This is a genomic window from Chryseobacterium culicis (assembly GCF_002979755.1).
GTDB classification, from domain to species: Bacteria; Bacteroidota; Bacteroidia; order Flavobacteriales; family Weeksellaceae; genus Chryseobacterium; species Chryseobacterium culicis_A.
In genome coordinates, this window is record NZ_PCPP01000004.1 from 218,462 (window position 1) to 241,917 (window position 23,456).

Consider the following 23,456-nt stretch of genomic DNA (forward strand, 5'->3'; position numbering starts at 1 on the left):
GGTTGTAGGGTTTGAGTCGGAGAGTTTGAGGATAGGAGAGTTTGAGAGTTTGAGAATTTGAGAATTTGAGAGTAAGAGAGTGGGAGTGTTGGAGTTTAACAATCCCACATTCATAACTCATCATTTATAATTTATAATTCTTATCGTATAGTTTTTTCCGTATTTCAATCAGTGTTTTTGTTGTTTTTTCTAAATCCGGATATTCAGGAAGACTGGATGTAGAATAATGTTTTTCTATAGATTCTATAAGGTTTTCTGCCTTTTGCATTACATCTTCATACGATTGATTTCCCGCTTTGATGTCTAAGAGTTCATCACGGTTTTCTACACGGATGGTCAGTGAATTGGTTTTAAAAATCTGTTCACAGGACTGCAGCAACCGGATGGTGTGCATCATGTTCTTGCTGTCATAATTCTGTCCGTGAGTCTGATTGACATTGTAACGGTCTTCATTGCGCTCAGCTACCCATTTCCAGTATTCTCTATAATCTTTGCAGTACACAGAGTACGCATCAAGGTTGCAAAACAGGTAAGCAACAGGTTTTTCATTTTTAGGAATGGAGGACACGGAAACCTGATTCGCTTCTTCATGATGAATAACACCTTTATAGCCCAACTTTCCCGATTCATCATAAAATAACGAATACATTCCTTTTGTATGGTCAATGTTTATTAGTCCGCATTTCTCTTGTGATAAACCACCCCGTCCTTCGGGCACCCCTCCAGAGGAGGGGAATTCATGCAGCCATTTTTTCAAAGGTACAGAACCTTGTCCTTCCAGAATAAAACAGAAATCCAGGATTGATTTTCTCTCTTTATCAATAGGGTTTAGAATCTTTTTATTGAGACCTTTTGCTTTTTTAATCTGCGAAACAGCATAGCCTGCAAAGGTATCTTTACATAGTTTTGACAGGAAATCTTCGGTTTTCAATAGATCCATCAACGGATGTTTATATTGAATACAATCTTCCGGACTTGCCAGAATTTCCAGAATATTGGGATTGTTTTTCTGCAACAATTCTACAAATCTCCCGATTTCATAATACGTAATATCATTCGTCTCATTGGAAATCTGCGGAATATAGTTCAGGCCAAAGAAATCTTCCTTCGGCAGATAATAAACCCCACGGATATCCGTATCAGAATTCTCTGTTGCCAACCCAAAAGAACGGCTTCCGGAAATGGCTTCGAAGAGGAGGAGGTTGCGGGATTTGAGAGTTTGAATTGTCATTCTGTAAAATTTTTAAAACTAATTTTTGGAACTAAGCTTGGACAAACTTCTTTCAGTTTTTCTTCGAAAACTCTTTTGATTAATTTTTTTTTTTGCTCAGTCTCTGATGATGGAACTTGATATAAAATAGCATCATGCATAGGTAATAAAAACTCAATTTCTTTATCTAAATCATATATTTCTTTAATTGATTTTTTTAAAATTAAAGATGCGGTTCCTTGTATTTTTTGGCTAACTAACCAACTTATGTTTTCCTCAAGTTCAGTTTCAGGAGTTATATATCTATGGTTGCCTAATAATGTACTGATCATTTTTTTTTCTATAAACTCTTTTTCTAATTCTTCTCTGAAAGGTTGAAATTTTGTGAAATTTCCGAAAAAAACTTCTAAATCTGTCGATGTGTATTTCTTTTGAATCTGATCTTTGGATGCACCATAGCTATATAAAAAGAAAAGACTTTTACATTTATCTCTAGTAAATTCCGGTAATAACTTTTCCATTTCTGAATAAATATCTCCAGAAATATACATTTTTATAAGTTCTTCGTCTTGCATTATATCTGCTAAAATACCCGCTTCAAATTGGCAATAATCTATGTATATTAATTCTTTTCCTATATCTGGAGTAATTATCTTTCTATATTCTCTTTTTAATTGCTGAAAAGATGGATTTTTTACTAAAATTCTACTTGTAACAGTTCCAAAATATTCAAAAAAAGGATAAACTCTATTTTCTTCTAATGATCCAATCCTAGTAAGTACGCTCTTACTGTCATTTAATCTTCTTTCCTTATATAAAAGACCTATTAGTTCGTATTCTTGTTGATGGTATTTAAGAAAATTGTAATATTTTTCTGTACCAATTTTATCAATTTTATCAATATTATTACTAAATCCTAACTCTAATATTTTTGCTTTAATTTTGGAGTAATCTTTTGAAGAAAAAATGCCAAATTCCAACTGTAATTTATTTCTTACTTCATATAAATCTATTATAATTTGCTTTAGGTAGGTTTTTAATAGTTCTGTATTTATAGTAATACCTTTTTGAGTTCTTTCAAAAAGTATGGTGTTTAGTGATTTTTCAATTTTTTCAAATCTTTCTAATTCATTATTATTTTGTAAGTCTCTTTTATTTTTCACATATATTTTATATATAGATTCTACTAACAAAAACATAGCTTTATCTACTTCGTCCTCTTTAATATTGTCAGTTAAGTTTTCAAATATCTTTCTGTATTCTTTAATTTTTTTTCTATCATCTACATAATTTTTTAGCTGGTACCAAAAAGACCAATGTTTTTTAGTTTTCTCAAAATATTCTTTTGGTAATCCCAATATTTGCTTTAATTGCTGTTCTATATCTATAAAAGTATATTGATGAATATCTTTAATATCAGAAATCAAACTTAAAAAGTCAAAGGAAATTATCGTTTTTATTCCTTGAATTTGAAGAAAATCTAAATTACCTTCTTTTCTAGGGTCCTTTACATTTTCTTTGACAAAGAAATAAGTTTTCAAAATACCTTTTTCATATCTATTATATTTTAGTATAGCTACTTCCATTTACAGTGAAATTAATGTTGGAGAATCCTTGATAATGTCAGAAATTTTTAGATCGGGTAAATCTGCTACAAAGACTTCTTTATTTCTGGCATAAAGTTTCTCATGAAACCCTCTTAAATCTTTTGCCACATGAGTATTTTCTATTTTTTCAGGAGATACCATTCTTAATGCTATTAATACGTTTTTTTGTAGAAAATAATTTTTACCAATATCTCCATGATTTAAAGATTTTAGCATGATATCTTTATAATCTTGCCATTTTATGGATGCTAAATATAAATAGGCTCCAGCAGTGTCTGCTTGATTGTCTTGATTAGGTGATCTAACTGTTTTTACTGCATAGTCTATTAGAGATATATTGCTAAATCTGTGATATGCTAAGAATAACCATAAATAGTAGGTCTGTCCTTCGTATATATTTTGATTTGGGTCTAATAAAATTTCTTTAATTTTTGTGTAGTCCTCTGTTTTAAAATAGGATTTATCAATTGCTCTTAATAATTGAATAAAACTTACTGTTAACCAAGGCTGTTTGGTTAATTCGTTTAAAGTGTAATCAATTATGGTTCTGTAATCTATAGACTGTTTTAAACCTGGTATTCTTGCAAATTGTTGTAGTTTGCTGATACAGAAACTTATTTTTCGCTTTTTTAGAAATGATTCCTCATTATTATCATCACTAATTGTTTTTTGAAATAGAGTATAAGTCATGTGTACTGCTTTTTGAACTTCTCTTTTTCTTTTTGTTTTAATAAGACTTGTGATCTGTTCTAATTGCAATAACGAATCTGGTAAATGTTCTAAAATATTTTCTTTGTGTTGTTGATTGGTGAAACATAATATTTTAGTTTTAGAGGAATTTAGATTTAGTCCATTTTGCCTTAAAGCTTTAGATAAATCACAAATAGCCTTTCGGGCTTCGGATTCTGTTTTACAAACAATACGAATGTCATCCATATATCTATAATAGAAAGAATAACCATTAGTATTAATCATAATATTGTCAATTTTTTTTAGAAAAATGTTTGCTAAGAATGAGGAAGCATCGCGATTTTGGGGAATTCCAAATTCTTTATTAATTAGTTTTTCATTCCATTTTGTTATTAATGATTGAAGAGCATTAATAATTTTTTCTAATTCATTACTAAGACTTTCATTTTGTCTGAAATGGTCATGAATTAATTCTTTTATATTTTCTATTAAAAGTCCAATGTGTATGTTTTCATAAAAATTGGTAATATCTGCAATAACTAAATAGGGGCTTTCTTCATTTAAAATAAATTTAGTTTGATATACATATTTCATCCATTGTTCTATAGAATAATGAAAAATGTATTTATTATTATTTTTTCCTGAGTTATACCTGAAAGAGTAAATTTTATTATCTAGTATAAAATCCAAATGTTCAGAAAGTTTGTCAATATATGCTTGATAAATAACTCTATCAATTAGACTAGTTTCAATACTTGGGCGAGTTGAAAACCCTGATTTTGGTATTACATAATGCTTTGCAGGAATTGAAGGTTTGTAATCTCTTTCAGAATTATTCAAAAATTTTTTTATTCTTTTGAAAATAAAATCTTTAGGAAGCCAAAATTTAAAGTCTAAGGGATCCTGAAACCAATCATCTCTTAAATCTTGTTTCAGTCGTTTTATAGCTCTCCATAAATTAATTTCAATTCCATTAATATTGATTTTTTTATAATCAATAATATTATTATTATCGTCTAATCCAATGGAATCACTATCTTCTGTTGATCGGAAGAACTCTAAAGTTTCTACTTCGTATTTTGAAAGATAAGAATTTAACTTTTCTGGAATTAGTTTTTTTGCAATAAAACCATTAGCTAAACCATATTCATCAGTTATTTTTGTAATTATTCCAATTAAAACGGGTTTGTTTTGTTCTAATAATCCAGTGCCTGAATATCCTGAAAGTTTTTCTAGTGAATCATGTGAGTTTAAAGAACTCTGACACTCTATTTTAAATTCTTTGTCTTCTTTATAGTGAGTTTTGGTATTATGAACAAAATCGTATGGATCTCCATCAGAATATTTTGGATATCCGAAAGAATTTAAGCTTCCTCTAAAATTTGAGTCTCCCAGAACAATTTCTCTAGCAGCATTAAATTTATTTTTTTCAACTAATAAGATTGCTATATCAATAGATTTAATAGGGATGATTTTATCACTTTTTATTATCGTTTCATCGAAAATGCTCTTCTCATTTTTTCGGCTAATTTTTACTTCATTGACTAACTCTTCATATTTGTAATTAGTATCTGTTCGTTCTCCATATACACAATGCAAAGCCGTTAAAATATAATCAAAATTACTATTGAGACTTGTTTTATATATGATACCACTTCCAGAAGAAGTGTTTGATATTCCATTATATTTGGTTTCGAGTTTTATTGTAATACTCTTTAAAAGCTGTTCTTGATTCTCAGATAAACCTTTCATATCTACAATTCTATTTTATAACCATGTTCAAAATTTTCAGAATAACATTCAAATTTAAATTTTTCTTTTTCATCTTTTAAAAAATTTAAATCTTTCAAAACTGAAGAATAATTGAAATAAAAATTATCTTTAGTATCTTCCTTATTTATTCTTGTTAAAATTTTAGCAAAAGTCAGTTTATTAGGTAAGTTTTCTTTTTTACCATTTGTGCTAATTATAAAATTATTACATTTTATATAGTTAAATAAATTCATACTTAAGCTTTTATGACTTCCATGATGGGAAAGTTTTAAATAATCAATATTTAATTCATCTAAACCTCTCTCATTTAATATTTTTTCTAATGATTTATGTGTTACTGTAGACTCCGCATCTCCTAAAAAAAGAATTTTTTTACTTTTGTATTCTAGTAAGAATGCTATACTAGACTTGTTTTCAACAGAAGTGTCTAAATCTTCAATTTTATCAGCAAAAATTCTTGGATTTTTATCTAATATTTCTTTTAGAGATAATTTGTAATCACTTGATGAAGAACTAATATCAATGTTTTTTACGATTAACTTCTCAAGGTCTTCCCTATATGGTGATAGAATAGAAAAGTTTATACCAAATAATGAAATTTTTGGTGTTTGTTCTAATGTTATTTGCCTATTAATAGATATATTTAAGGAATTAATTATACTTTCAACTCGTAGTGCTTCATCAAAGCTAATATCATTATTTATTGCAGTAGTCGAAGAGAATGAGTTAAACCACAAGTTTTTAATTATATCTCTGCTTATTTCTTCATCTTTCAATAAATACTCTATTCCTTTTATATGATCTTGATCTATATGCGTGATAATAAGAAGGTCAATAAATTCTTTTCTTTTTTGAATTTCGAGAATCTCTTGCTTAAGATTATGTTTGTAATCATTTATGTTATTTCCTCCATCAATAAGAATATTGAAAGTATTATCTAATTGTAAAAGAATAGAATCCCCGTTTCCTGCTTTGAGAATTTTTATTAGCATTGCTATTAGTTTTTTCAAATATAGCTTAAAAAAATAGAACATAATTTACTAAGTTAATATCTCCCTAAAAACCCTCTCCATCTCACCCTTATCAGCCTTTCCTCCTGACAGACTTTTCGATTTTTTTTCATTTTCAGCGATTGTTTTCTCCAGAAAATCAAATAGTTCCCAATCGTTCGGATGATAATAGGATTCTCCTTTGGTTGCTTTTAAGGCGATAAGATCTTCTATTTTTCGTCTGGTTTCGTCATCGGTTAAAACAAGCAGATCACTGAAGAGTACAGGCGGAACTGTTCCTTTCTCTATGATCCATTTTCCTGTTAATGTGGTTCGTAAGCAATAGAAGTAACTTTTTAATTTTACTTCATCACTTCTGCACGCTTCCAGATATTTTTTGCTCATGCTTACATAATGGTAAGAAACGGCTACCGGAGAAAAACAAGCATCTGCCAGAGGCCTGAACAGATCTACAAACTTTTCGTCCGCTTTGTAAACGATAGGAGAATAAAACCAGCTTAGCAATGCCGCATTCGATTTCAGCAATAGATGGAAGGTCTTTCGAAGATCCCATCCGGAGCCGTCAAGATCATCTGCTGTCATAAATTCTATCGTTTCATCCTTGTCCCAGGGGGAAAGATACCAGTCCTTTCCATGGCGGTATATAAAACGTATATCATAATCACTGTCAGGAGAGGCAAAACCCCAGGCTCTGCTTCCTGATTCTACTGCAAGAAGGACTTTTACACCCCGGCTTGCCTCAACTTCTTTTATTTTTTCAAGTATTTTTGGTGTCATTGTTATTGATTTATAATACAAAGTAAAAGATGAGGTGCGCAATGTTCTTACGTAGAATTTTTTATGTTGGAGAGTCAGAGGGTAAGAAAGTGAGAGAGTTTGAGGGTGAGAGTCTACCTTCCAGCCTCAAGCTTCCAACTTCTGGCCCTTATATCATTAATACATTTTACTTTTTACATTGTACACCATACAAAATCCTCGCTATTTCACTAATATTGCATTTTTCCATTTAACATAACTACAAACATCCATGTTATCATCAGAATTACAGCATAAAATTGATTTTAAAACAAAACCGCTGGGCGCATTAGGGCATCTGGAACACGTTGCTCACAAAATCGGAATGGTTCAGAAAACCACTTCACCACAGTTATTGAATCCTCATATGGTGGTTTTTGCGGCTGATCACGGGATTGCTACTGCAGGAGTAAGTGCTTATCCACAGGAAGTCACCTACCAAATGGTGATGAATTTCCTGGGTGGGGGGGCTGCCATCAATGTTTTTTGCAGACAGAATGGTATCAAGATAAAAATTGTGGATGCCGGAGTCAATTTTGATTTTCCGGAAGGGCTGGATCTGATGGATAAAAAAGTCAGAAAATCCAGCCGTAATATTCTGAAAGAACCAGCCATGACTTTAGAAGAATATCAGCAGGCTCTTGAAAACGGAAAATCTGTAGTATCTGAGATCAGCAGAAAAGGCTGTAATATTATTGGTTTTGGTGAGATGGGAATTGGGAATACATCAGCTTCTTCTTTGATGATGAGCAAACTGTTTGATATTCCGATTACCAATTGTATCGGACGCGGAACCGGGCTGAATGACCATCAGATGCAGAATAAGATCAGTATCTTAACGGAAGCGATTGAAAAATATCCGACTGAAATGAGTGAAGATGAAATTGCTCAAACCTTCGGCGGATTGGAAATTGTACAAATGATTGGGGCTATAGAAGAAGCTTATCATCACAATATGCTGATCATGGTAGACGGATTTATAGCCACTGTTGCGGTAGCCACCGTCTGGAAAAAGAATCCTGAAATTCTGAACAACTGTATCTTCTGTCATGTAAGCAATGAAAATGCCCATCCTCAGCTGTTGGGACTGATGAGAGAAAAAGCTATTCTCAATCTCAATCTGCGTCTGGGAGAAGGAACAGGTTGTGCACTGGCTTATCCGATTATTCAAAGTGCCGTTAATTTCCTGAATGAAATGTCAAGCTTTGAAGATGCTCATATTTCGAATAAATCATCTTAGTTTTATAAAATAAAAAAGGGGGCAATGAAGCCCCTTTTTATCTTACATTCAATACAATTAGTAAGTATGCGCAACATCTTTACCTGTAAACATCATTCTTACAGGTTTATTTTGAATTGCATCTTCATTGAGTTTATATGAATTAAATATCTGCATGGTTGGAATATACCTGTATAAACCATCATCTACCAGATATAGTTTTCCGGTATTGCTGTTTCTTACCAGTTGAGTTCCTGAAGTGATATCGGCTCCTCTTTCCCCTGTGTAATCTTCTATATTCACTTTAGAAACCAGATAAGCTTTTCCCTGAACAGCAAACAGATGATTGATCACTGAAAAGGATTCAATACGTCTCAGGGTACTTTCAAATACGATGTACAAAGCTCCTGTTGCATTATCCTGGAAAAACTGTCCGTCACGAACCCGATACGCTTTAGGTTCTGAATCTTTCAAATAGAAAGCAATTCCCTCATAAACATAGCCGTCTTTCCCGTCACCCAGCTCATTCTTATCTCTGGTATAAAAGTGAGTTTTTTTATCACCATTAAAATACCTGTAAATAGGAAAGCTCCCCGGCTCATCACCGTTATAACTTGTTCCGAGATCTCTTTTCTCCCAGTAGCTTTGCCCTACAAGCTCATTAGGATTTGTTGTTAATACAAGATCATTACTGCCTGTGTGAAACCATCTTGTGATGACCGGACCAGGCCCATCTGCAGATCCTAATAATCTTTCCTGAAAATAATAGCTTAATCCAGGATAGGATTTAGGAAGTTCGGATGGTAAAGGAGAGGTATTGTACAGATGTTTTTTAGTAAGATCACTGTAGAAACCGTAAATAGGATTCGTTAAGTAAAAAGATTTGGACCAGATTCCTGCAGGCGGAGGAGTAGGAGTATCAGGGTTGTCTCTGAAACCTCCTTTTGCCAGCATGTTGTTGCCGGATGCATGTAAGGCTTGTGATTCATTTGTAGTTTCCAGCTCATCGCCGGGAGCTGAGCAGCTTATGATGGATATAAGACATAATCCAACGAAATAAGATTTTTTCATTTGATTTTTTTCATGGTTATTATGATGCAAAACTAAAAATACTCCGGAGATAAAAGGATAAATTTAAAATGATAAGATTCATGTTTTGTATTTTTTCAATCGATCCCTTTATCATTGTTGAAAGCTTTCCTATTTTTACAGAAATTGATTAATCCAGTTTTATATTAAAACGAACAGATGAAAGTCCTCAAGAATGAACTGATCTACTTTGCAACGGCAATGATGTTTTTTACAAGAATTCCGATACCGTTTACCATTCCTTATTCCAGTGAGATTATGAACAAATCTCAAAAATATTTCGCGTGGATTGGGCTGGTAATAGGACTGATTAATGCCGTGATTCTTTATCTTTCTACAATGCTTTTTAACCTGGAAATAGGGATCGTTTTAATGATGATCGCCAGTGTTTTGCTGACCGGAGCTTTTCATGAAGATGGTTTTACAGATATGTGCGACAGTTTCGGGGGCGGATATGGGAAAGAAAAAATTCTGACTATTATGAAAGACAGTCGGGTAGGAGCCTACGGAACCATTGGTATTATCCTGCTTTTTGCTCTGAAATTCTACAGCATCCAGGCTCTGGGAGCTATGAATCCATTGAAAGTTTTAGGGATCATCATTTTGGCTCATACGGTAAGCCGGTTTATTTCAGGAACAATGATTTATACGCATCAGTATGTTACTGATATTGATGTCAGCAAATCAAAACCTTTAGCCAATAAACCATTAGACGGAATGGCTTTACTGATAGGATTCATCAGTGTTTTAATGGCTTTTGTCCTGATTCCGGACTGGCGGCTGATTTTTGCTTTTGGTCTGGCCTATTTAGGGAAAATCTATATGGGTTGGTATTTTAAAAAACATATCGGCGGCTATACGGGAGACTGCCTGGGATCTGTACAGCAGGTTTGTGAAGTTTTATTTTATTTAGGAACAATGATCGTATGGAAATTCATTTAATTCGTCATACCGCTGTAGAAAATCCGGAAAACCTATGCTATGGTTTTGCTGAAATGCCTTTAAGAAAAGATTATCCTGAAGATTTTAAAACAGTGGATATAGAAGATGATTATGATCTAATTATCTCAAGTCCTTCCCAGCGTTGCTGCCTTTTAGCTGACTATTTTAATTTCAATTATCAAACGGATGAAAGACTTCGGGAAATGAATTTTGGGAACTGGGAAATGAAAAAATGGACGGATATTCCGGAAGAAGAAATCAATCCCTGGTATCAAGATTTTGTTAATGTCAAAGCTTCAGGAGGAGAAAATCTCCTTGAAATGCAGGCTCGTGTTCTCCGTTTCTGGAGAGAACTGATTCAGAAAAAAGAAGCGGAAAAAATACTCATCATTGCCCATGCCGGAGTGATTCGTCTGATCCTTCATGCTGTGCTTCAGTTTCCGCTGGAAAATATGTTTAGCATCCAGATTGATTATGGAAAAAAAGTGATTATTCATGGGGATGAAGGACTATTTTCTGTTAAAAAGATGAATGTATAGCATTGGGAAAGTATAAACGTTTTTTAAACTCCGGAATGACACCATTGTAAGGATAGTTTATCCCTCTAGATTGTCATTCTGCAGGAATCTGGATCATGTTAATATTCAATAGGAACGGACTTTAGTCCGTTTGATAAAGATTACAATTTTCAAACGGCTTTAGCCGAAACTTAAGCTGCTTGTAATAGAATACATAAGGTAATTCTGATTTTTGGAGTCTGGATTCCTGCGGAATGACAAACTGTGTGGATAAACCATCATTACAAATGTTTCATTCCGCAGGAATTCAGCTTTCTTGTATCAAAAGTACAATCCTGACCAACCTCTCAACTGAAGACGTGAAAATTCCCTTCCCTCGGAGGAGTGGCAAAAATTCAAGGAATTTTTGACGGGGTGGTTATCCCACATTTTTCCTAAAACATTCCACAAAAAAACGCCACCCGATACAATCAGATGACGTGATGGAATTTATTTAAAAATTCTGATAAAACTATCTTTTTCCAGACTTTCCAGTGAGAAATCAAAATCAGCTTCTGCTTTTTCTGTAGTAATCTCTGCACCAAGCTCTTTTACAAGCTCATTGAAAGACATGGCTTCAGACCATTGCTGATATAATGCGGTTGTTGCCATGGTGGAAACTTCGCTATTTCCCGAAACATGAGAATGTCCGGCTCCGAAATTCAACAGTACGAAACATTGTTTTTCGTTTTTAGGGATCAGCATTCCCAGAATCATTTGTTTCTGAACCGAATTACATCTGGCTTCCGCAAAAAGCTGATTAGGATTCATCATATAATCGTAGGAAATATGATCTCCTTTTCCGACAATGATTTTATATCCACAATTTGCATCACCGCTGAAAACGTTATTCATGATAAGAGTTGGGGTAGTCAGTCCTTTATCAGCATACAGATATTCCACAGCACCATTAGGAGCAGAAGTCATATCTCCTGAGTACATCAATTGTCCGTTACCATAATTATAGGCAGCATTCCAGCCTATTTTCCCGGCGATGTTCAATCCTGAAAGGTCAAGGTCATTCGCTCCCCATTTGTTTTCCCAGTAAATACCTACAGCCAGTCTATCACCATAAAAACGGGTTCCGGTAGGAATATTCCCGACAAACATTTTCTCAGAGGTCGGTAATGCAAATTCTACATTCTCAGGGAAATAGAATTTCTTTCCGGATAAGTTTTCATACTTCAGTTTCAGATAATCCAAAATGAATTCATAGTTGTACTGGTTCACATAAGTTTCCTTACCTTTTTTAGTCCATGATTTTCCATTTCGGACTCTATACACAAAAGTATCCTGACCATACATTCTTGAATGACATGCCGCCAATGCTTTGAATAACGCAAAAGGTGTTGCATTTTCCAGCCAATGCCAATCACTGTTTTCCAGTAATGTATTGGTCGCATCATTCAATGGGTTTGAAATAAGTGGTTTATGATATGTTTTAGATAGCTTCGAAATTTTATTAATGGCTTTCGGAGCTCTGTTTTTATAAGCAAGGAATAAAGGCTTAAATCTATTGAAAATTTCCGCCATTTTCTCCTGCCCAAAACTTTCAAATAAATACGCTGGATTGAACTTACTTTGCTTGATTAAATCAATCAGTTCATCATTTTTAATTAAAAGCGTAGTATTCGTTGTTTTATAAATCACATAACGGAAAAACTCAACCGGATTTTCGGGATAGACATCATAGAGATCTGCTATTTTTATAACCGCTTCTTTGTTTCTGATGTTTTCTTTTCCTGTAAAATCGTATTCAAGTTCTGTATGTAAAATAGAAAGCAAGTCGTCAACGGTTTCTTCTTTCAAAGCAATTCCTGATCTCAAAAGAGAAAGGCATTTTTCCTGCATTTCTTCCACAGTATAAGCCTTGATGACTTTAAAAATCAACTTTGTACCAGGAACATTCAATATTTCTTCAGGAATATACATTTCACTTTGGAAATTACTTCCATATGTTGAAATATAATGGGTGAACTGTTCAAACAATAAGTCTATTCTGGATGTGTTTTTTATTTTCGCCCAGGACTTATGAAATGTTTTATTCAAATCATTTCCATTTAATTTTTCCTTTGCATAATAGGAGATGATTTCATTTTTTGCCCATAGAGCATCAGACTCAATGATAAAACCATCATCAGAAATAAATGGCTTTTCATCTGATTTTCTAGCCAATACAGCATTGAATAATTGTAGTGTTTTCATTGTTTTAAGTTTAAAAAATAAGTGAGGAGTATATTCATTAAAAGTGAAGGGTATAGGAACTCCTTTTACCTATAGTTTATAAAAGCGGGGAGTAGTTTATCAAAAAATATATAGGAACTCCCGTTGCTTAATAATGAGTGAAAAAGCGGAAAGTAGGTCCAAAATATAGGAACTTTCTTTGCCTTTAATTTTTTAACATATGAAAATGACTGATAGGTGAATATACACATTTTCATTGTTTTGAGGAGCAGACAGGACTCGAACCTGTGACCCACAAACCTGGTGATTTATAGGAACTTTATGTGCCTGCAGCGAAAAGTAATTCTTGTTGCTCTACCATCTGAGCTACTGCCCCTGCCGTTATGAAAAAAGTTTTCATGAACCTTACGGGCTTTTATACCCATAAGGTTTGGTTATTAGTTTTTTTGAAAACCTTTGAGGTTTATTAATTAAATTAAGAATTATGCTTTTCTAAATTTTTTCTTTCTTTTCCATGGAGCATTTTTCTCAACATCTCCGGCCATAATACATCCGTAAGGCATCACTTCATCAAGAACTTCGCAAAGTCCATATTCCTCAATCTGTGCTCTCACATTATTAGCACTTTTATAAGCGCTTGGAAGCTCAGAAATATCAACTTCATTAGAGTAGAAACGGATATCTAATCCTTCTGTTTCTTCATTGAAGATTTCCTCAGTTGTTTTATGAGCCAAAGATCTTTTATGCTGGCTTCTGCTGAAGTTTCTTCCCGCTCCGTGAGGCGCAAAACCCAGGTTTCTTTCATTAGTTTTTCCCTGAACAATCAATACCGGTTCTGCCATATTCAACGGAATCAGTCTTGGTCCCGTAATATCAGGCATGAATTTATCATCCAGTGGAGTGGCTCCTTTTGCATGATAGAAAAGATCTCCATCCTTGAAAACGAAGTTATGTTCATTCCAATATCTGTTTTCCTTTTCCATTTCCAGCTTATTCAGCACGGCATCATGAAGAGAAGTATGGTTTTCTTTTGTCCATTGTCTTATTAGCTGAAGGGCTTCCCAATAGGATTTACCTTCTTCAGTATCATAAGGGATCCAGGCATTTTCTTTCAATGTTTCAGGGGATATTTCCTGTCTGAAACGGTTGGCGACCTTCATTCCTTTATCGTATAAAGCAGCTCCTGGAGCTCTTGATCCATGGTGTGTCACCATCATGGTATTTCCAGTGTTTTTAGAAATCCCCACGAAAAGGAAATGATTTCCGTCTCCCTGAGTTCCCATATGAGAACGGGCAATGCTGATCAGTTTTTCATCATTTAAGAATTCATTTTCTCTGAAAGCGTCCATCAGTTCCTGAGACATCGGCATCTGTTCACCTCTTGGTCTTCCTCCATATCCGAAGTGGGTGATAGCATGTGCTGCATCCAGTACCTTTTTAGGATTTGTTTTTCCAAAATCGGTCAGCATCACAGAACAACAGATATCTGCACTATGGAATCCCGGGTGAATGGCATTTTGTGCTACTACCACACCTCCTACGGGAATATGACCTTCAGGACCTGTTGGGCAGGCATCAGGCATTAAAGCTCCGCCAACCAGAGTAGGGGTTTTCATCAGAACTTTCATCGTTTTGATTACTTTTTCCACATTATCATTTTCACTTTCATGCTCCGCTCGTATGTTGATCATAAAATCTTTAGCTGTTTCATGAAGCGGAATAATATCCGGCTGTTTGAACTGTACCAGATATTCTGCGATCTGATGTTCATCCAGATTATTCTCGTTGATATAGCTAATGGCATCTTTAAACCATTTTGCGGGTCTATATCCTAATTCGATTAAATGATTTCCATTAAATTCCATGTTGTTTCATTTTGATGATGCAAAGTAATATCATTATTGCGCAATAGTTTTGCGCAGATAAAGAAATTTTAATTATTTTTACAAAAAGTTTAATAACAAGACGAAAAGCAGCTTTGCAGATTCGTAAAAATACTCTATAACTTAAAAAAACAAGGCTCATGGTATTATTAGAACAATTAAAACATTTCCCGGAAACAATCCAGTTTAATGATGTTATCGCTCATATTGATGAACATTATGAATTTACTCCTACCGCTTTTCAGAACGGTGATACAACCAATCAGGCAGGGCAGAACAACGGTTCGTGTAAAGTGTTCAGCTTCGCAAGTATTCAGGATCTGACAAAAGAGGAGACCCTTTGGCTTTTTGGTGAGTATTACAGAGATGATGTTTTGAAACATCCTGATGGAACTGATCACCAGAATATCCGAAACTTCATGAAATCTGGCTGGGAAGGAATTACTTTTGACGAAAATGCTTTAAAAGAGAAGTAATTTTTAAGAAAAAAGTAAATTTCTTATTTAAAAACACCACATCATTAAACACTAAGGTATGTCATCCAATAAAAATGCTCTGATCCGGTATAAAACATTAGATAAATGTCTTAAAAACAAATACAGGAAATATACGCTGGAAGATCTCATTGATGAATGTTCAGAAGCATTATTTGAATTTGAGGGAAAAGAGTCCTATGTAAGTAAAAGAACCGTTCAGCTTGATCTTCAGAATATGCGGAGTGAAAAATTCGGATATGAAGCTCCTATTGAAGTCTACGAAAGAAAATACTACCGTTACAGTGATCCGGAATACAGTATTCATAATATCTCTGTGAATGAAAGTGACCTGAAGGCCATGAATAATGCGGTTCAGATTCTGAAACAGTTCAAGGATTTTTCTATGTTCAAAGAAATGAACGGTGTTATTCAGAAACTGGAAGACTCTATCCATGCTACCAACCAAAAATCTATCATTCATTTAGATAAAAATGAACAGTTAAAAGGGTTGGAACATATTGATATTCTGTATGAAAGTATTGCCAATAAAAAAGTCCTGAAGATTCTTTACAAAAGTTTTACGGCCAGAGAATCCAATATCTTTACGGTACATCCACAGCTGTTGAAGGAATTCAACAACCGTTGGTTTCTGATCTGCCTTTACAAGCAGAAAATGTACAATCTGGCGCTGGACAGAATGGAGCGTATTGAAACAGATGACAGCCTTCAGTATATTGATAAAGATCTGGATGGAGATGAATACTTTAAAGACATTGTAGGAGTTACCGTTTCAGAATCAATGGATCCGAGGAATGTGATTTTCTGGGTAGATGCAGGAAATGCACCCTATGTGAAAACAAAGCCGCTGCATAAAAGTCAGGAGATTATTAAGGAAGACGATGAAGGTACCCTCTTTAAAATTTGTGTTCAGATTAATTTTGAACTGGAAAGATTACTGCTTGGATTTGGGGATAGTCTGATTGTTCATAAACCCCGAAAATTAAGAGTGAAGATGGAAAAAAAATTCAGTGCCGGAAGTAAAAACTACCAGAGCCTGATTGTTCCGGATGAAAACTAAACTTTTTGTCCATTTTTATCTTGGCTTGGAAATTGTATTAATAACGTAACAATACCTAATAATATTATGAAATCAAGAATATTTAAAGCATTAATTGCCATCATAGCACCTATAGCAATAGAATATATTGTTAAAAAAATATCTGAGAAATTAGATAAAAAACAAGAAGAAAAAGAGAGCGAGAAAAAGCAGATTACAGCTTAAACGTACAAGTAGTTAAAATTTAAAATTATTGAAAAGAGATTGTCATCAAGATGTACAGTCTCTTTTTTTGTGGATGATGGAGAGGGATGATGTTTCGTGACCACCCGTCAAAAATTCTTTGAATTTTCGCCACCCCTCCAGAGAATGCGAATGATTACTTTTTCAACTCAAACATGTTTATGGATATAGCTTCGATACTTTTTTGATAGATAACATGGGCTAGATTCCTACGGAATGACAAACTGTACGGATAAACTATGATTACCATTGGGGCATTCCGTAGGAATCTAAACCCTTTTATTATAGTTTTAAGCTAAAAACTTAAGCGCAGTTCTTAAGCATTTAGTAGTTACTTTAAATAAACTCAAGCATTTAAATACTTTGTGACTTTTGTGGTTCAATTACGGTTTCACAAAATCGTAGACTCCATCTTTCCATCCCAATACTTTGGAGGAATCAGCTTTAAGCCAGTTTTTCAAAATGGTAGCATATACTTTTCTGAAATCTTCTTTATAAATAAGATCGCCTTCATTCAGGTTCTGTAAATCAGGAAGTGAATTCAACAGTCCTTTCTTGTTAAGGTTTCCGCTGATAAAAAACATCTGGTTGGCAGTTCCGTGATCCGTTCCATTGCTGGCATTCTGTGCAACACGGCGACCGAACTCTGAAAATGTCATCAGCAGGATATTTTTGAACAGTCCATTGCTTTTCATATCGGTAACAAATGATTTTACGGCTTCATTGATATCATCAAACAACTTTTTCTGTCGGTCATTCTGATTGACATGGGTATCAAAACTTCCTACAGAAAGATAGTACACCTGAGTATTGATATCAGATTTTATTAAAGAAGCTACCGTCTTAAAATCTTTTCCTAATGAGGAGTTGGGATAAATCTGTTCCGTCTTTTTAGCTTTGCTTTTTTCAAAAATATAATCGGCATTATTGATGGTAGAACCTAACGTCTGATAAAGATAAGATACCGTTTCATCATCGTGATGATGGTCGTAGAGTGATTTAAAATACTTTTCCTGACTGGTCTGGTAGAGTCTTTTAGGATCTTTAAACGCAAAAGCTTTATTGTTTTCTCCTTTTAAAGCAAGGCTGAGCATATCATCCACTTCCAGCGCCTGGGTAGGGTGGTCACAACGATAGCATTCTTCATCCAGAAAACGTCCAAGCCAGCCTGTTTCCAGAAATTGATCACTTCTGCTTGCCGACTGCCAGATATCCATACTTCGGAAATGGGATTTGTCCGGATTGGGATATCCTACATTATTCATTACAGAAAGTTCCCCATTATCAAAAAGCTCTTTAAAATAGGAGAGTGAAGGGTTGATGCCGGCTTCATCGGTAAGCGGTATTGAGTTTTGAATGGCCAGTGTTTTTCTTTCCCTGAAATAAATGTCATTTTTAGCCGGAATAATGGTATTCAAGCCATCATTTCCTCCTGTAAACTGGAGAACCACCAGAATGTTCTGATTAGGATTCAGAGCTTCATCCAGCGTCATTGCTTTTAAGAAATTGGGCATCAGCATAGAAGCGGTAGCCAATGAACTTATTTTGAGGAATTCTCTTCTTTTGATTAACATAATTTTGTTTTTAGGGTTTAAGGTGGCAGATGATAGGTGGCAGATGATAGGTAGCAGGTAGCAGGTTGTAGGTTGTAGGACTGAGCTGCATTTTTACTGGCATTAATTTTTATAACAGTAAAAGATAAATAAATGGTAATTAAGCTATACTACGACAGCTATTACCTGCTACCTAAGGACTGCAACCTACATTAACTGGTATTCCGGGGTAGACATCAGGTTGATGACATTCATTTTTATACTCTTATCGGAAAAATTCTTTACAGAGTTCATATCGAGGCTTTGAGTGCTCAGGAGAAGGTAGTCTTCACAGTTTTTATTGGCGAAAAGTTGCTCAATACGACCCCAGTCGATGGTAATATTCGGGTTTTTAAAACTTTTATTTAACGCAGTTTCACGGGATTTCATCCCCATGTCAATATCATCATCCTGTCGCGGACTGTATTCCAAAGGGCGAAGTCCGGACCAGATCTGCGGAACCTGAAGTCTCAACATCAGTGTAGAGCTGTCTATCCATGATTTTCCGCTAGGCCATCCCGCTACATTCGGTGGATAAAGCAGCATTTGTCCCAATAATTTCTGATATACAATAAGGTTTTCCGGATTCTGGATGTGCATAGGAAGAATCCGCATAATCCCTGCCATCAATTCTACAGGAGACTTTATACGGTTGCCGATATTTTTCTGATCATAAAACCATGTGCTTGAGAAGATCTCAGTCATCAGTTTTTTGATATCGTATCCTGAATTGTAGAAATTTGCACTCAATGTATTGACAATATCCTGATCTGGTTTTTCATTGACGAAAAACTTATAAATCTTTGTGGTAATGAACTGTGCGGTAGCTTTCTGTTCCAGAATGATATTGAGAACATCATTTCCATCGAAATTTCCGGTTTTTCCTAAAAAAGTTTTGGAGTCTTCATCATGAAGATTTTTTCTTTCTTTAAAATTCCCTTCTTTATCATAACTCCATCCTGTAAAGGCTCTGGCGCCTTCTCTTACATCTTTTTCAGTATAGTTTCCTCTGCCCATCGTAAACAGTTCCATCACTTCACGGGCAAAATTTTCATTAGGGTGATCCTTTTTATTCTGCTGATTATTCAGGAAATTAAGCATGGCTGGTGATTGACTTACTTCAAAAAGCAGATCTTTGAAATTTCCCAGTGCATTTTTCCTGATCGTATTCAAAAGCTGTTTGTTGAACCTTGGATTGATCACTCTTGAGGCAAAATGCCCATGCCAGAAGAACGCCATCTTTTCCCTCATCTGTTCCTTACTGTTAACAATGGAATTCAGAAAGTTCAGATTCAGTTCATTATTCTGCTCCCTGTTAATCCTTTGCATTTCTTTTTTCTTATCTGCAGGAGCGGTACTGCTCATGTAATCAGTCACCGAAACCGGATCAGGAGTATCATAAGTAATTTCGCTGAAGCGGTCTTCTTTAAATAATTCATTCATTAACGTTTTAATGTTTTTGTTTTTCAAATCATCAATTTGATGAATACCAACACCAAAACCTGCACGCCAAAGAAGATGCTTGTTTTTTAATAATGAATCAGCCATCATGAAGAATTTATTTTTTGATGTATTTCAAAGAAAAAGGTTAAAAATAATAACGGGTTAAGGTTTGTTAATATTGTTTTTAAGGCTGGAAGTTTGGGGTTGGAAAGTTTTGTATCGTAGAAATAGAGTTGAATTTATGAAGTTGTATTTCTTCCAGCATCCAGCTTCCTTTCTTCCATCCTTTAATTCACTTTTTAGCTATCATTTTTTGATAAATTTTGTTAAACAAATATTTAAATTTTGTTAAAAATAATCATTTGATATTCATTGTTTTATGGATTTTTTGAATGTTAAAATCAAAGAAAAACCCTTGCTTGGCATGATTTTTACATCCTCTTGTTTAGTAAAATTAAAAAATTAGAGTTATGAAAATGTTTAAACAAGCAATAGTACTGGCTGGTATTTTAACAGCAGGTATCGCAAGCGCCCAAAGTTCTCAAATGAATAATATGATCAAGGTAGGTGCAAATGTTGGTTTAGCAGTTCCCGCAGATAATCTTTCCGCAGCAGTAGGAGTGGATGTAGCTTACCAGAACCTGATTACACCAGGATTCGGATTAGGTATCGCATCAGGATATACTCACTATTTCGGTAAAGAAAACAACGGATATAAAAACAATGATGTAGGAGTAGTTCCTGTAGCAGCTTTAATCAGAATTTATCCTAAACAAACAGGTTTCTATTTCGGAACAGACTTAGGATATGGTTTCCTTGTTGGAGACAAAACAGTGGCATCAAACACCAATGTTGAAAGAGCAAACGGAGGTTTTTACCTTAAGCCGGAGATCGGATATCACAACAGAGACTGGAATTTCTTCGTACAATATCAAAAGGTTTTTGTAGGGACAAAAGGAGATTTGCCGGGTCAGGACTATAATGTGGGGAATATCGGTGTAGGATTCGGTTACAATATTCCATTAGGAAAGTAGTTAGATTTAATATATAAACAATTATTAACCAAAACCTTTTCACGAAAGTGGAAAGGTTTTTTTGTTCTGTGCAGGATTTACAAAAACAATTATTATATTTGGTAAAATTTGAGGTTATGATTCTGAATCCAAAATTTCCACTTTATTTACCAGGAGTAGAGAACAGTAATAATGATAATGTTTCTATCATTGGAGCAAGTCTTCGTGAAGATATAACAATCTTAGGCTATTTTGTTTCCGGTAACGGAGGTCTTGAGATAAAAGTAGAAAATAAATTTGCAACCAAAGAGTATGCTTCTTTTTCAGATATTTTAAAGAAGTTTATTCAGGATAATCAGCTGGAAAATGTAAAACGTCTGGGAATGGCTGTGCCAGGTCCTGTACTTGACGGGAAAAGCAGTCCTGCAAGGCTGGGCTGGAATTTAGATGTAGCAGAATATGCCCGCGATTTCGGGTTTGAAAAAGTTGACATGCTGAATGACCTTGAAGCCTCTGCCTATGGAATGGCTCTTCTTGAAGATAATCATCTTGAAGCTATTTATACCAGCGGACATCTTGAAAAAGGAAACGTAGCGGTTCTTGCTCCCGGAAACGGATTAGGAGAAGCGGGATATTTCTTTGACGGAAAATACCTGAGACCTTTCGCAACAGAAGGAGGACATTCGGAATTTTCACCAAGAACCAACGTAGAAGTTGAGTTTTACCAGTTCTTAAATAATATATATGGTATTGTAAGCTGGGAAAATGTACTTTCGAAATCAGGATTATTCAATATCTACAGATTCTTAAGAGATGTGAAAAGACATCCTGAACCGGAATGGCTGGGAGAACGTCTTGCACAGGGAAATTTCGTGGAGGAATTATATAAAGCTGCTGTAGAGGAAAATGTACTGATCTGCAGAATCGCTTTAGATACTTTCCTTGAGTTTTTGGCAAGAGAAGCGAATAACTTAACTTTAAAATTAAAAGCTACCGGAGGACTACTGATTGCCGGAGATATTCCACAGATGATCACGGAATATATCGATAAGGCTAAATTCTATGAGAAATTCAAGATCAGTGATAAAATGGAGGGAATGCTTAAAAATATCCCCATCTATCTGGTTAAGCAAAATCATACCGCATTAAATGGTATAGCGCTTTATACCGCTTACTATCAGTTATAAAATCAAACTCCGGGTTTCTCCGGAGTTTTTTTATGGGATGATATTATTCATGAAAATAATAAATTTTATTGATATACATCAATGAAATCTATTGAATAAGATGCTACCTTTGTACTGTTAAATAAGTAAACAACTCTATTCAATGAAAAAAATATTTTTATTAGCAGTTTTAGCTGGTGGTTTAGCTTTCGGACAGTCAAAAAAAGTAGTAGCGTCTGATGTGCACTGGTGGGGATATAAAGTAGCAAAATCTGAGGCTAGCTCTCACGATGGTACTGTAAAAGTAAAGTCTGGAGACATGGTAATGAAAGGAAACCAATTGGTAGGCGGAAGCTTCGTATTGGATATGACTTCTATCAGCTCAACTGACCTTACAGGAGAATATCAGCAAAAATTAAACGGACACCTTAAGAATGGTGACTTCTTTGAAGTTGAAAAATTCCCAACTGCAAGCTTCAAAATTACAGGAGTAAAGAAAAACAACGATAAAGTGTATAACTCTCTTGTAACAGGAAACCTTACTGTAAAAGGAAAAACAAGCCCAATCTCTTTCCCTGCTAAGATTTCTTACAGCAAAGGAGTAGTAAGTTTAGTATCAAACAAATTCTCTTTCGACAGACAAAAATTTGACGTAGCTTACAAGTCTACCATGCAGGATGTTTTTGTGAAAGATGATATTGATATGCTTGTAAAGGTAACTGCTCAATAAATTAATCAAAAAAAGATTATTAAAAGTGTAGAAGTTCTACACTTTTTTTTATTTTTGTTGAATTGTAAATAAAAAAGAATGAAAAGATTACTATTGTTTGCTATGGTGTGCGCAAGCATATCATTTGTTTCTGCCCAAAAGAAATTTGATAAGGTGGCTAAAGTGACTTCATCAGAGATCAGATGGTGGGGGTATAAAGTGGTAAAAACCGAAGAAACTTCCCACTCAGGAACAGTAAAGTTAAAAAGCGGAAAATTCAACTTTGACCATACGGTTCTGGTAGATGGAGAGTTTGTAATAGATATGAGAAGTATGATGGCGGGAGATGTTTCTGACGAAGATCAAATCAAGCTTACTAACGATTTGAAAAGCTCGAACTTCTTTGAAGTAAAAAAATTCCCTATTGCAAAATTCCATTTGACTAAAATTATTCCTTTAGCAAACAGTGAATACAATTCAACAGTATACGGTGACCTTACCCTTAAAGGAGTGAGAAAAACAATCTCTTTCCCTGCGAATGTATACGTTACTCAGTTTACCACATCTATTGAGTCTGCAAAGTTCTCTCTGAACAGAAGAGACTTTAAAGTATTCTATCAGTCTTCATTGAAAGATTATTTCATTAAGAACGAAATGGATATTCAGTTCAAAGTGACTACTGAAATGCTGGATAACGAAAATAGAATTCAGAAGAAGAAAAAATAAGATCCAATATGATCAATATAGAAATGAGATGTTCCTGGGAACGTCTCATTTTTTTTGCAGCTATTCTCTGTT

At 34.5% G+C, this 23,456-nt stretch carries 20 protein-coding genes and 1 tRNA gene; 10 read left to right on the forward strand and 11 right to left on the reverse strand.

The window, feature by feature from the left end; genetic code table 11:
- Nucleotides 1–124 precede the first annotated feature (124 nt).
- The 5 genes from CQ022_RS19310 to CQ022_RS19330 are packed head-to-tail and all read right to left on the reverse strand — an operon-like array spanning nt 125 to nt 7,067.
- A complete protein-coding gene (locus CQ022_RS19310) occupies nt 125–1,231 on the reverse strand; it encodes a DNA polymerase beta superfamily protein (protein ID WP_105683922.1) in 1,107 nt (368 codons plus the stop codon).
- A complete protein-coding gene (locus CQ022_RS19315) occupies nt 1,228–2,796 on the reverse strand; it encodes a DNA polymerase (RefSeq protein WP_105683923.1) in 1,569 nt (522 codons plus the stop codon). Before CQ022_RS19315 ends, CQ022_RS19310 begins: the two co-directional genes overlap by 4 nt.
- The gene (locus CQ022_RS19320) at nt 2,797–5,259 is read right to left on the reverse strand and encodes an RNA-directed DNA polymerase (RefSeq protein WP_105683924.1); all 2,463 of its coding nucleotides are present in this window, start codon (nt 5,257–5,259) and stop codon (nt 2,797–2,799) included.
- Nucleotides 5,260–5,261: 2 nt separating this feature from the next.
- Nucleotides 5,262–6,272, reverse strand: coding sequence for a ComEC/Rec2 family competence protein (locus CQ022_RS19325; RefSeq protein ID WP_165791690.1), 1,011 nt, complete (start codon nt 6,270–6,272; stop codon nt 5,262–5,264).
- Between the two features lie 48 nt (nt 6,273–6,320).
- Complete coding sequence (locus tag CQ022_RS19330) at nt 6,321–7,067, reverse strand: DNA polymerase beta superfamily protein (RefSeq protein ID WP_105683926.1); 747 nt, start codon at nt 7,065–7,067, stop codon at nt 6,321–6,323.
- A 250-nt stretch (nt 7,068–7,317) separates the two neighbouring features.
- On the opposite strand from CQ022_RS19330, the gene cobT reads away from it, so the two are divergent.
- Nucleotides 7,318–8,325 (forward strand): nicotinate-nucleotide--dimethylbenzimidazole phosphoribosyltransferase, encoded by a 1,008-nt coding sequence (gene cobT, locus CQ022_RS19335; protein WP_105683927.1) that lies wholly within the window; start codon nt 7,318–7,320, stop codon nt 8,323–8,325.
- Between the two features lie 57 nt (nt 8,326–8,382).
- Here the strand turns inward: cobT and CQ022_RS19340 are convergent, their stop codons facing one another.
- Nucleotides 8,383–9,375 carry a hypothetical protein gene (locus CQ022_RS19340; RefSeq protein WP_105683928.1) on the reverse strand — a complete coding sequence of 331 codons (993 nt, stop codon included), beginning with the start codon at nt 9,373–9,375 and terminating at the stop codon, nt 8,383–8,385.
- 177 nt (nt 9,376–9,552) lie between these two features.
- Here CQ022_RS19340 and CQ022_RS19345 point away from each other — a divergent pair, with 177 nt between their 5' ends.
- Together CQ022_RS19345 and cobC are read left to right on the forward strand one after the other, a co-directional pair.
- Entirely contained in the window at nt 9,553–10,335 is a 783-nt protein-coding gene (locus tag CQ022_RS19345; RefSeq protein WP_105683929.1) for an adenosylcobinamide-GDP ribazoletransferase, read from the forward strand.
- On the forward strand, nt 10,320–10,874 hold the full coding sequence (gene cobC, locus CQ022_RS19350) for an alpha-ribazole phosphatase family protein (RefSeq protein WP_105683930.1): 555 nt from the start codon (nt 10,320–10,322) through the stop codon (nt 10,872–10,874). The genes CQ022_RS19345 and cobC overlap by 16 nt, the downstream gene beginning before the upstream one ends.
- Before the next feature lie 468 nt (nt 10,875–11,342).
- Here cobC and CQ022_RS19355 read toward each other — a convergent pair whose 3' ends face one another.
- The 3 genes from CQ022_RS19355 to CQ022_RS23360 all read right to left on the reverse strand — a co-directional run bounded on the left by CQ022_RS19355 (nt 11,343) and on the right by CQ022_RS23360 (nt 14,359).
- Nucleotides 11,343–13,097: a hypothetical protein gene (locus CQ022_RS19355; RefSeq protein ID WP_105683931.1), complete on the reverse strand. Its 1,755-nt coding sequence runs from the start codon at nt 13,095–13,097 to the stop codon at nt 11,343–11,345.
- A 243-nt stretch (nt 13,098–13,340) separates the two neighbouring features.
- A tRNA-OTHER gene (locus CQ022_RS23040) sits at nt 13,341–13,452 on the reverse strand.
- A gap of 106 nt (nt 13,453–13,558) precedes the next feature.
- Nucleotides 13,559–14,359 (reverse strand): RtcB family protein, encoded by an 801-nt coding sequence (locus CQ022_RS23360; protein ID WP_410492647.1) that lies wholly within the window; start codon nt 14,357–14,359, stop codon nt 13,559–13,561.
- Nucleotides 14,360–15,099: 740 nt separating this feature from the next.
- On the opposite strand from CQ022_RS23360, the gene CQ022_RS19365 reads away from it, so the two are divergent.
- From CQ022_RS19365 to CQ022_RS23045, 3 genes are all read left to right on the forward strand, one after another.
- Complete coding sequence (locus CQ022_RS19365; RefSeq protein WP_105683933.1) at nt 15,100–15,435, forward strand: HopJ type III effector protein; 336 nt, start codon at nt 15,100–15,102, stop codon at nt 15,433–15,435.
- A gap of 58 nt (nt 15,436–15,493) precedes the next feature.
- Nucleotides 15,494–16,513 carry a helix-turn-helix transcriptional regulator gene (locus CQ022_RS19370; RefSeq protein WP_105683934.1) on the forward strand — a complete coding sequence of 340 codons (1,020 nt, stop codon included), beginning with the start codon at nt 15,494–15,496 and terminating at the stop codon, nt 16,511–16,513.
- A 66-nt stretch (nt 16,514–16,579) separates the two neighbouring features.
- Nucleotides 16,580–16,717, forward strand: coding sequence for a hypothetical protein (locus CQ022_RS23045; protein WP_165791691.1), 138 nt, complete (start codon nt 16,580–16,582; stop codon nt 16,715–16,717).
- A 401-nt stretch (nt 16,718–17,118) separates the two neighbouring features.
- On the opposite strand, the gene CQ022_RS19375 is transcribed toward CQ022_RS23045, so the two are convergent.
- Together CQ022_RS19375 and CQ022_RS19380 are read right to left on the reverse strand one after the other, a co-directional pair.
- Entirely contained in the window at nt 17,119–18,309 is a 1,191-nt protein-coding gene (locus CQ022_RS19375; RefSeq protein ID WP_105683935.1) for a DUF1501 domain-containing protein, read from the reverse strand.
- Nucleotides 18,310–18,495: 186 nt separating this feature from the next.
- A complete protein-coding gene (locus tag CQ022_RS19380; protein ID WP_105683936.1) occupies nt 18,496–19,878 on the reverse strand; it encodes a DUF1800 family protein in 1,383 nt (460 codons plus the stop codon).
- Between the two features lie 362 nt (nt 19,879–20,240).
- On the opposite strand from CQ022_RS19380, the gene CQ022_RS19385 reads away from it, so the two are divergent.
- The 4 genes from CQ022_RS19385 to CQ022_RS19400 all read left to right on the forward strand — a co-directional run bounded on the left by CQ022_RS19385 (nt 20,241) and on the right by CQ022_RS19400 (nt 23,384).
- Nucleotides 20,241–20,804: a hypothetical protein gene (locus CQ022_RS19385; RefSeq protein ID WP_105683937.1), complete on the forward strand. Its 564-nt coding sequence runs from the start codon at nt 20,241–20,243 to the stop codon at nt 20,802–20,804.
- Between the two features lie 116 nt (nt 20,805–20,920).
- The gene (locus CQ022_RS19390; RefSeq protein ID WP_105684012.1) at nt 20,921–21,970 is read left to right on the forward strand and encodes a glucokinase; all 1,050 of its coding nucleotides are present in this window, start codon (nt 20,921–20,923) and stop codon (nt 21,968–21,970) included.
- A gap of 142 nt (nt 21,971–22,112) precedes the next feature.
- The gene (locus CQ022_RS19395; protein WP_047377096.1) at nt 22,113–22,679 is read left to right on the forward strand and encodes a YceI family protein; all 567 of its coding nucleotides are present in this window, start codon (nt 22,113–22,115) and stop codon (nt 22,677–22,679) included.
- Between the two features lie 78 nt (nt 22,680–22,757).
- Nucleotides 22,758–23,384, forward strand: coding sequence for a YceI family protein (locus CQ022_RS19400; protein WP_105683938.1), 627 nt, complete (start codon nt 22,758–22,760; stop codon nt 23,382–23,384).
- Nucleotides 23,385–23,456 lie beyond the last annotated feature (72 nt).

Coding starts and splice junctions, on each gene's coding strand:
- CQ022_RS19390 (WP_105684012.1), top strand. CDS start 20,921: ATGATTCTGAATCCAAAATTTCCACTTTATTTACCAGGAGTAGAGAAC.
- cobT (WP_105683927.1), top strand. CDS start 7,318: ATGTTATCATCAGAATTACAGCATAAAATTGATTTTAAAACAAAACCG.
- CQ022_RS19345 (WP_105683929.1), top strand. CDS start 9,553: ATGAAAGTCCTCAAGAATGAACTGATCTACTTTGCAACGGCAATGATG.
- CQ022_RS19355 (WP_105683931.1), bottom strand. CDS start 13,097: ATGAAAACACTACAATTATTCAATGCTGTATTGGCTAGAAAATCAGAT.
- CQ022_RS19385 (WP_105683937.1), top strand. CDS start 20,241: ATGAAAATGTTTAAACAAGCAATAGTACTGGCTGGTATTTTAACAGCA.
- CQ022_RS23360 (WP_410492647.1), bottom strand. CDS start 14,359: ATGGGAACTCAGGGAGACGGAAATCATTTCCTTTTCGTGGGGATTTCT.
- CQ022_RS19400 (WP_105683938.1), top strand. CDS start 22,758: ATGAAAAGATTACTATTGTTTGCTATGGTGTGCGCAAGCATATCATTT.
- CQ022_RS19325 (WP_165791690.1), bottom strand. CDS start 6,272: ATGCTAATAAAAATTCTCAAAGCAGGAAACGGGGATTCTATTCTTTTA.
- CQ022_RS19380 (WP_105683936.1), bottom strand. CDS start 19,878: ATGATGGCTGATTCATTATTAAAAAACAAGCATCTTCTTTGGCGTGCA.
- CQ022_RS19365 (WP_105683933.1), top strand. CDS start 15,100: ATGGTATTATTAGAACAATTAAAACATTTCCCGGAAACAATCCAGTTT.
- CQ022_RS19320 (WP_105683924.1), bottom strand. CDS start 5,259: ATGAAAGGTTTATCTGAGAATCAAGAACAGCTTTTAAAGAGTATTACA.
- CQ022_RS19395 (WP_047377096.1), top strand. CDS start 22,113: ATGAAAAAAATATTTTTATTAGCAGTTTTAGCTGGTGGTTTAGCTTTC.
- CQ022_RS19330 (WP_105683926.1), bottom strand. CDS start 7,067: ATGACACCAAAAATACTTGAAAAAATAAAAGAAGTTGAGGCAAGCCGG.
- CQ022_RS23045 (WP_165791691.1), top strand. CDS start 16,580: ATGAAATCAAGAATATTTAAAGCATTAATTGCCATCATAGCACCTATA.
- CQ022_RS19315 (WP_105683923.1), bottom strand. CDS start 2,796: ATGGAAGTAGCTATACTAAAATATAATAGATATGAAAAAGGTATTTTG.
- CQ022_RS19340 (WP_105683928.1), bottom strand. CDS start 9,375: ATGAAAAAATCTTATTTCGTTGGATTATGTCTTATATCCATCATAAGC.
- CQ022_RS19370 (WP_105683934.1), top strand. CDS start 15,494: ATGTCATCCAATAAAAATGCTCTGATCCGGTATAAAACATTAGATAAA.
- CQ022_RS19310 (WP_105683922.1), bottom strand. CDS start 1,231: ATGACAATTCAAACTCTCAAATCCCGCAACCTCCTCCTCTTCGAAGCC.
- cobC (WP_105683930.1), top strand. CDS start 10,320: ATGGAAATTCATTTAATTCGTCATACCGCTGTAGAAAATCCGGAAAAC.
- CQ022_RS19375 (WP_105683935.1), bottom strand. CDS start 18,309: ATGTTAATCAAAAGAAGAGAATTCCTCAAAATAAGTTCATTGGCTACC.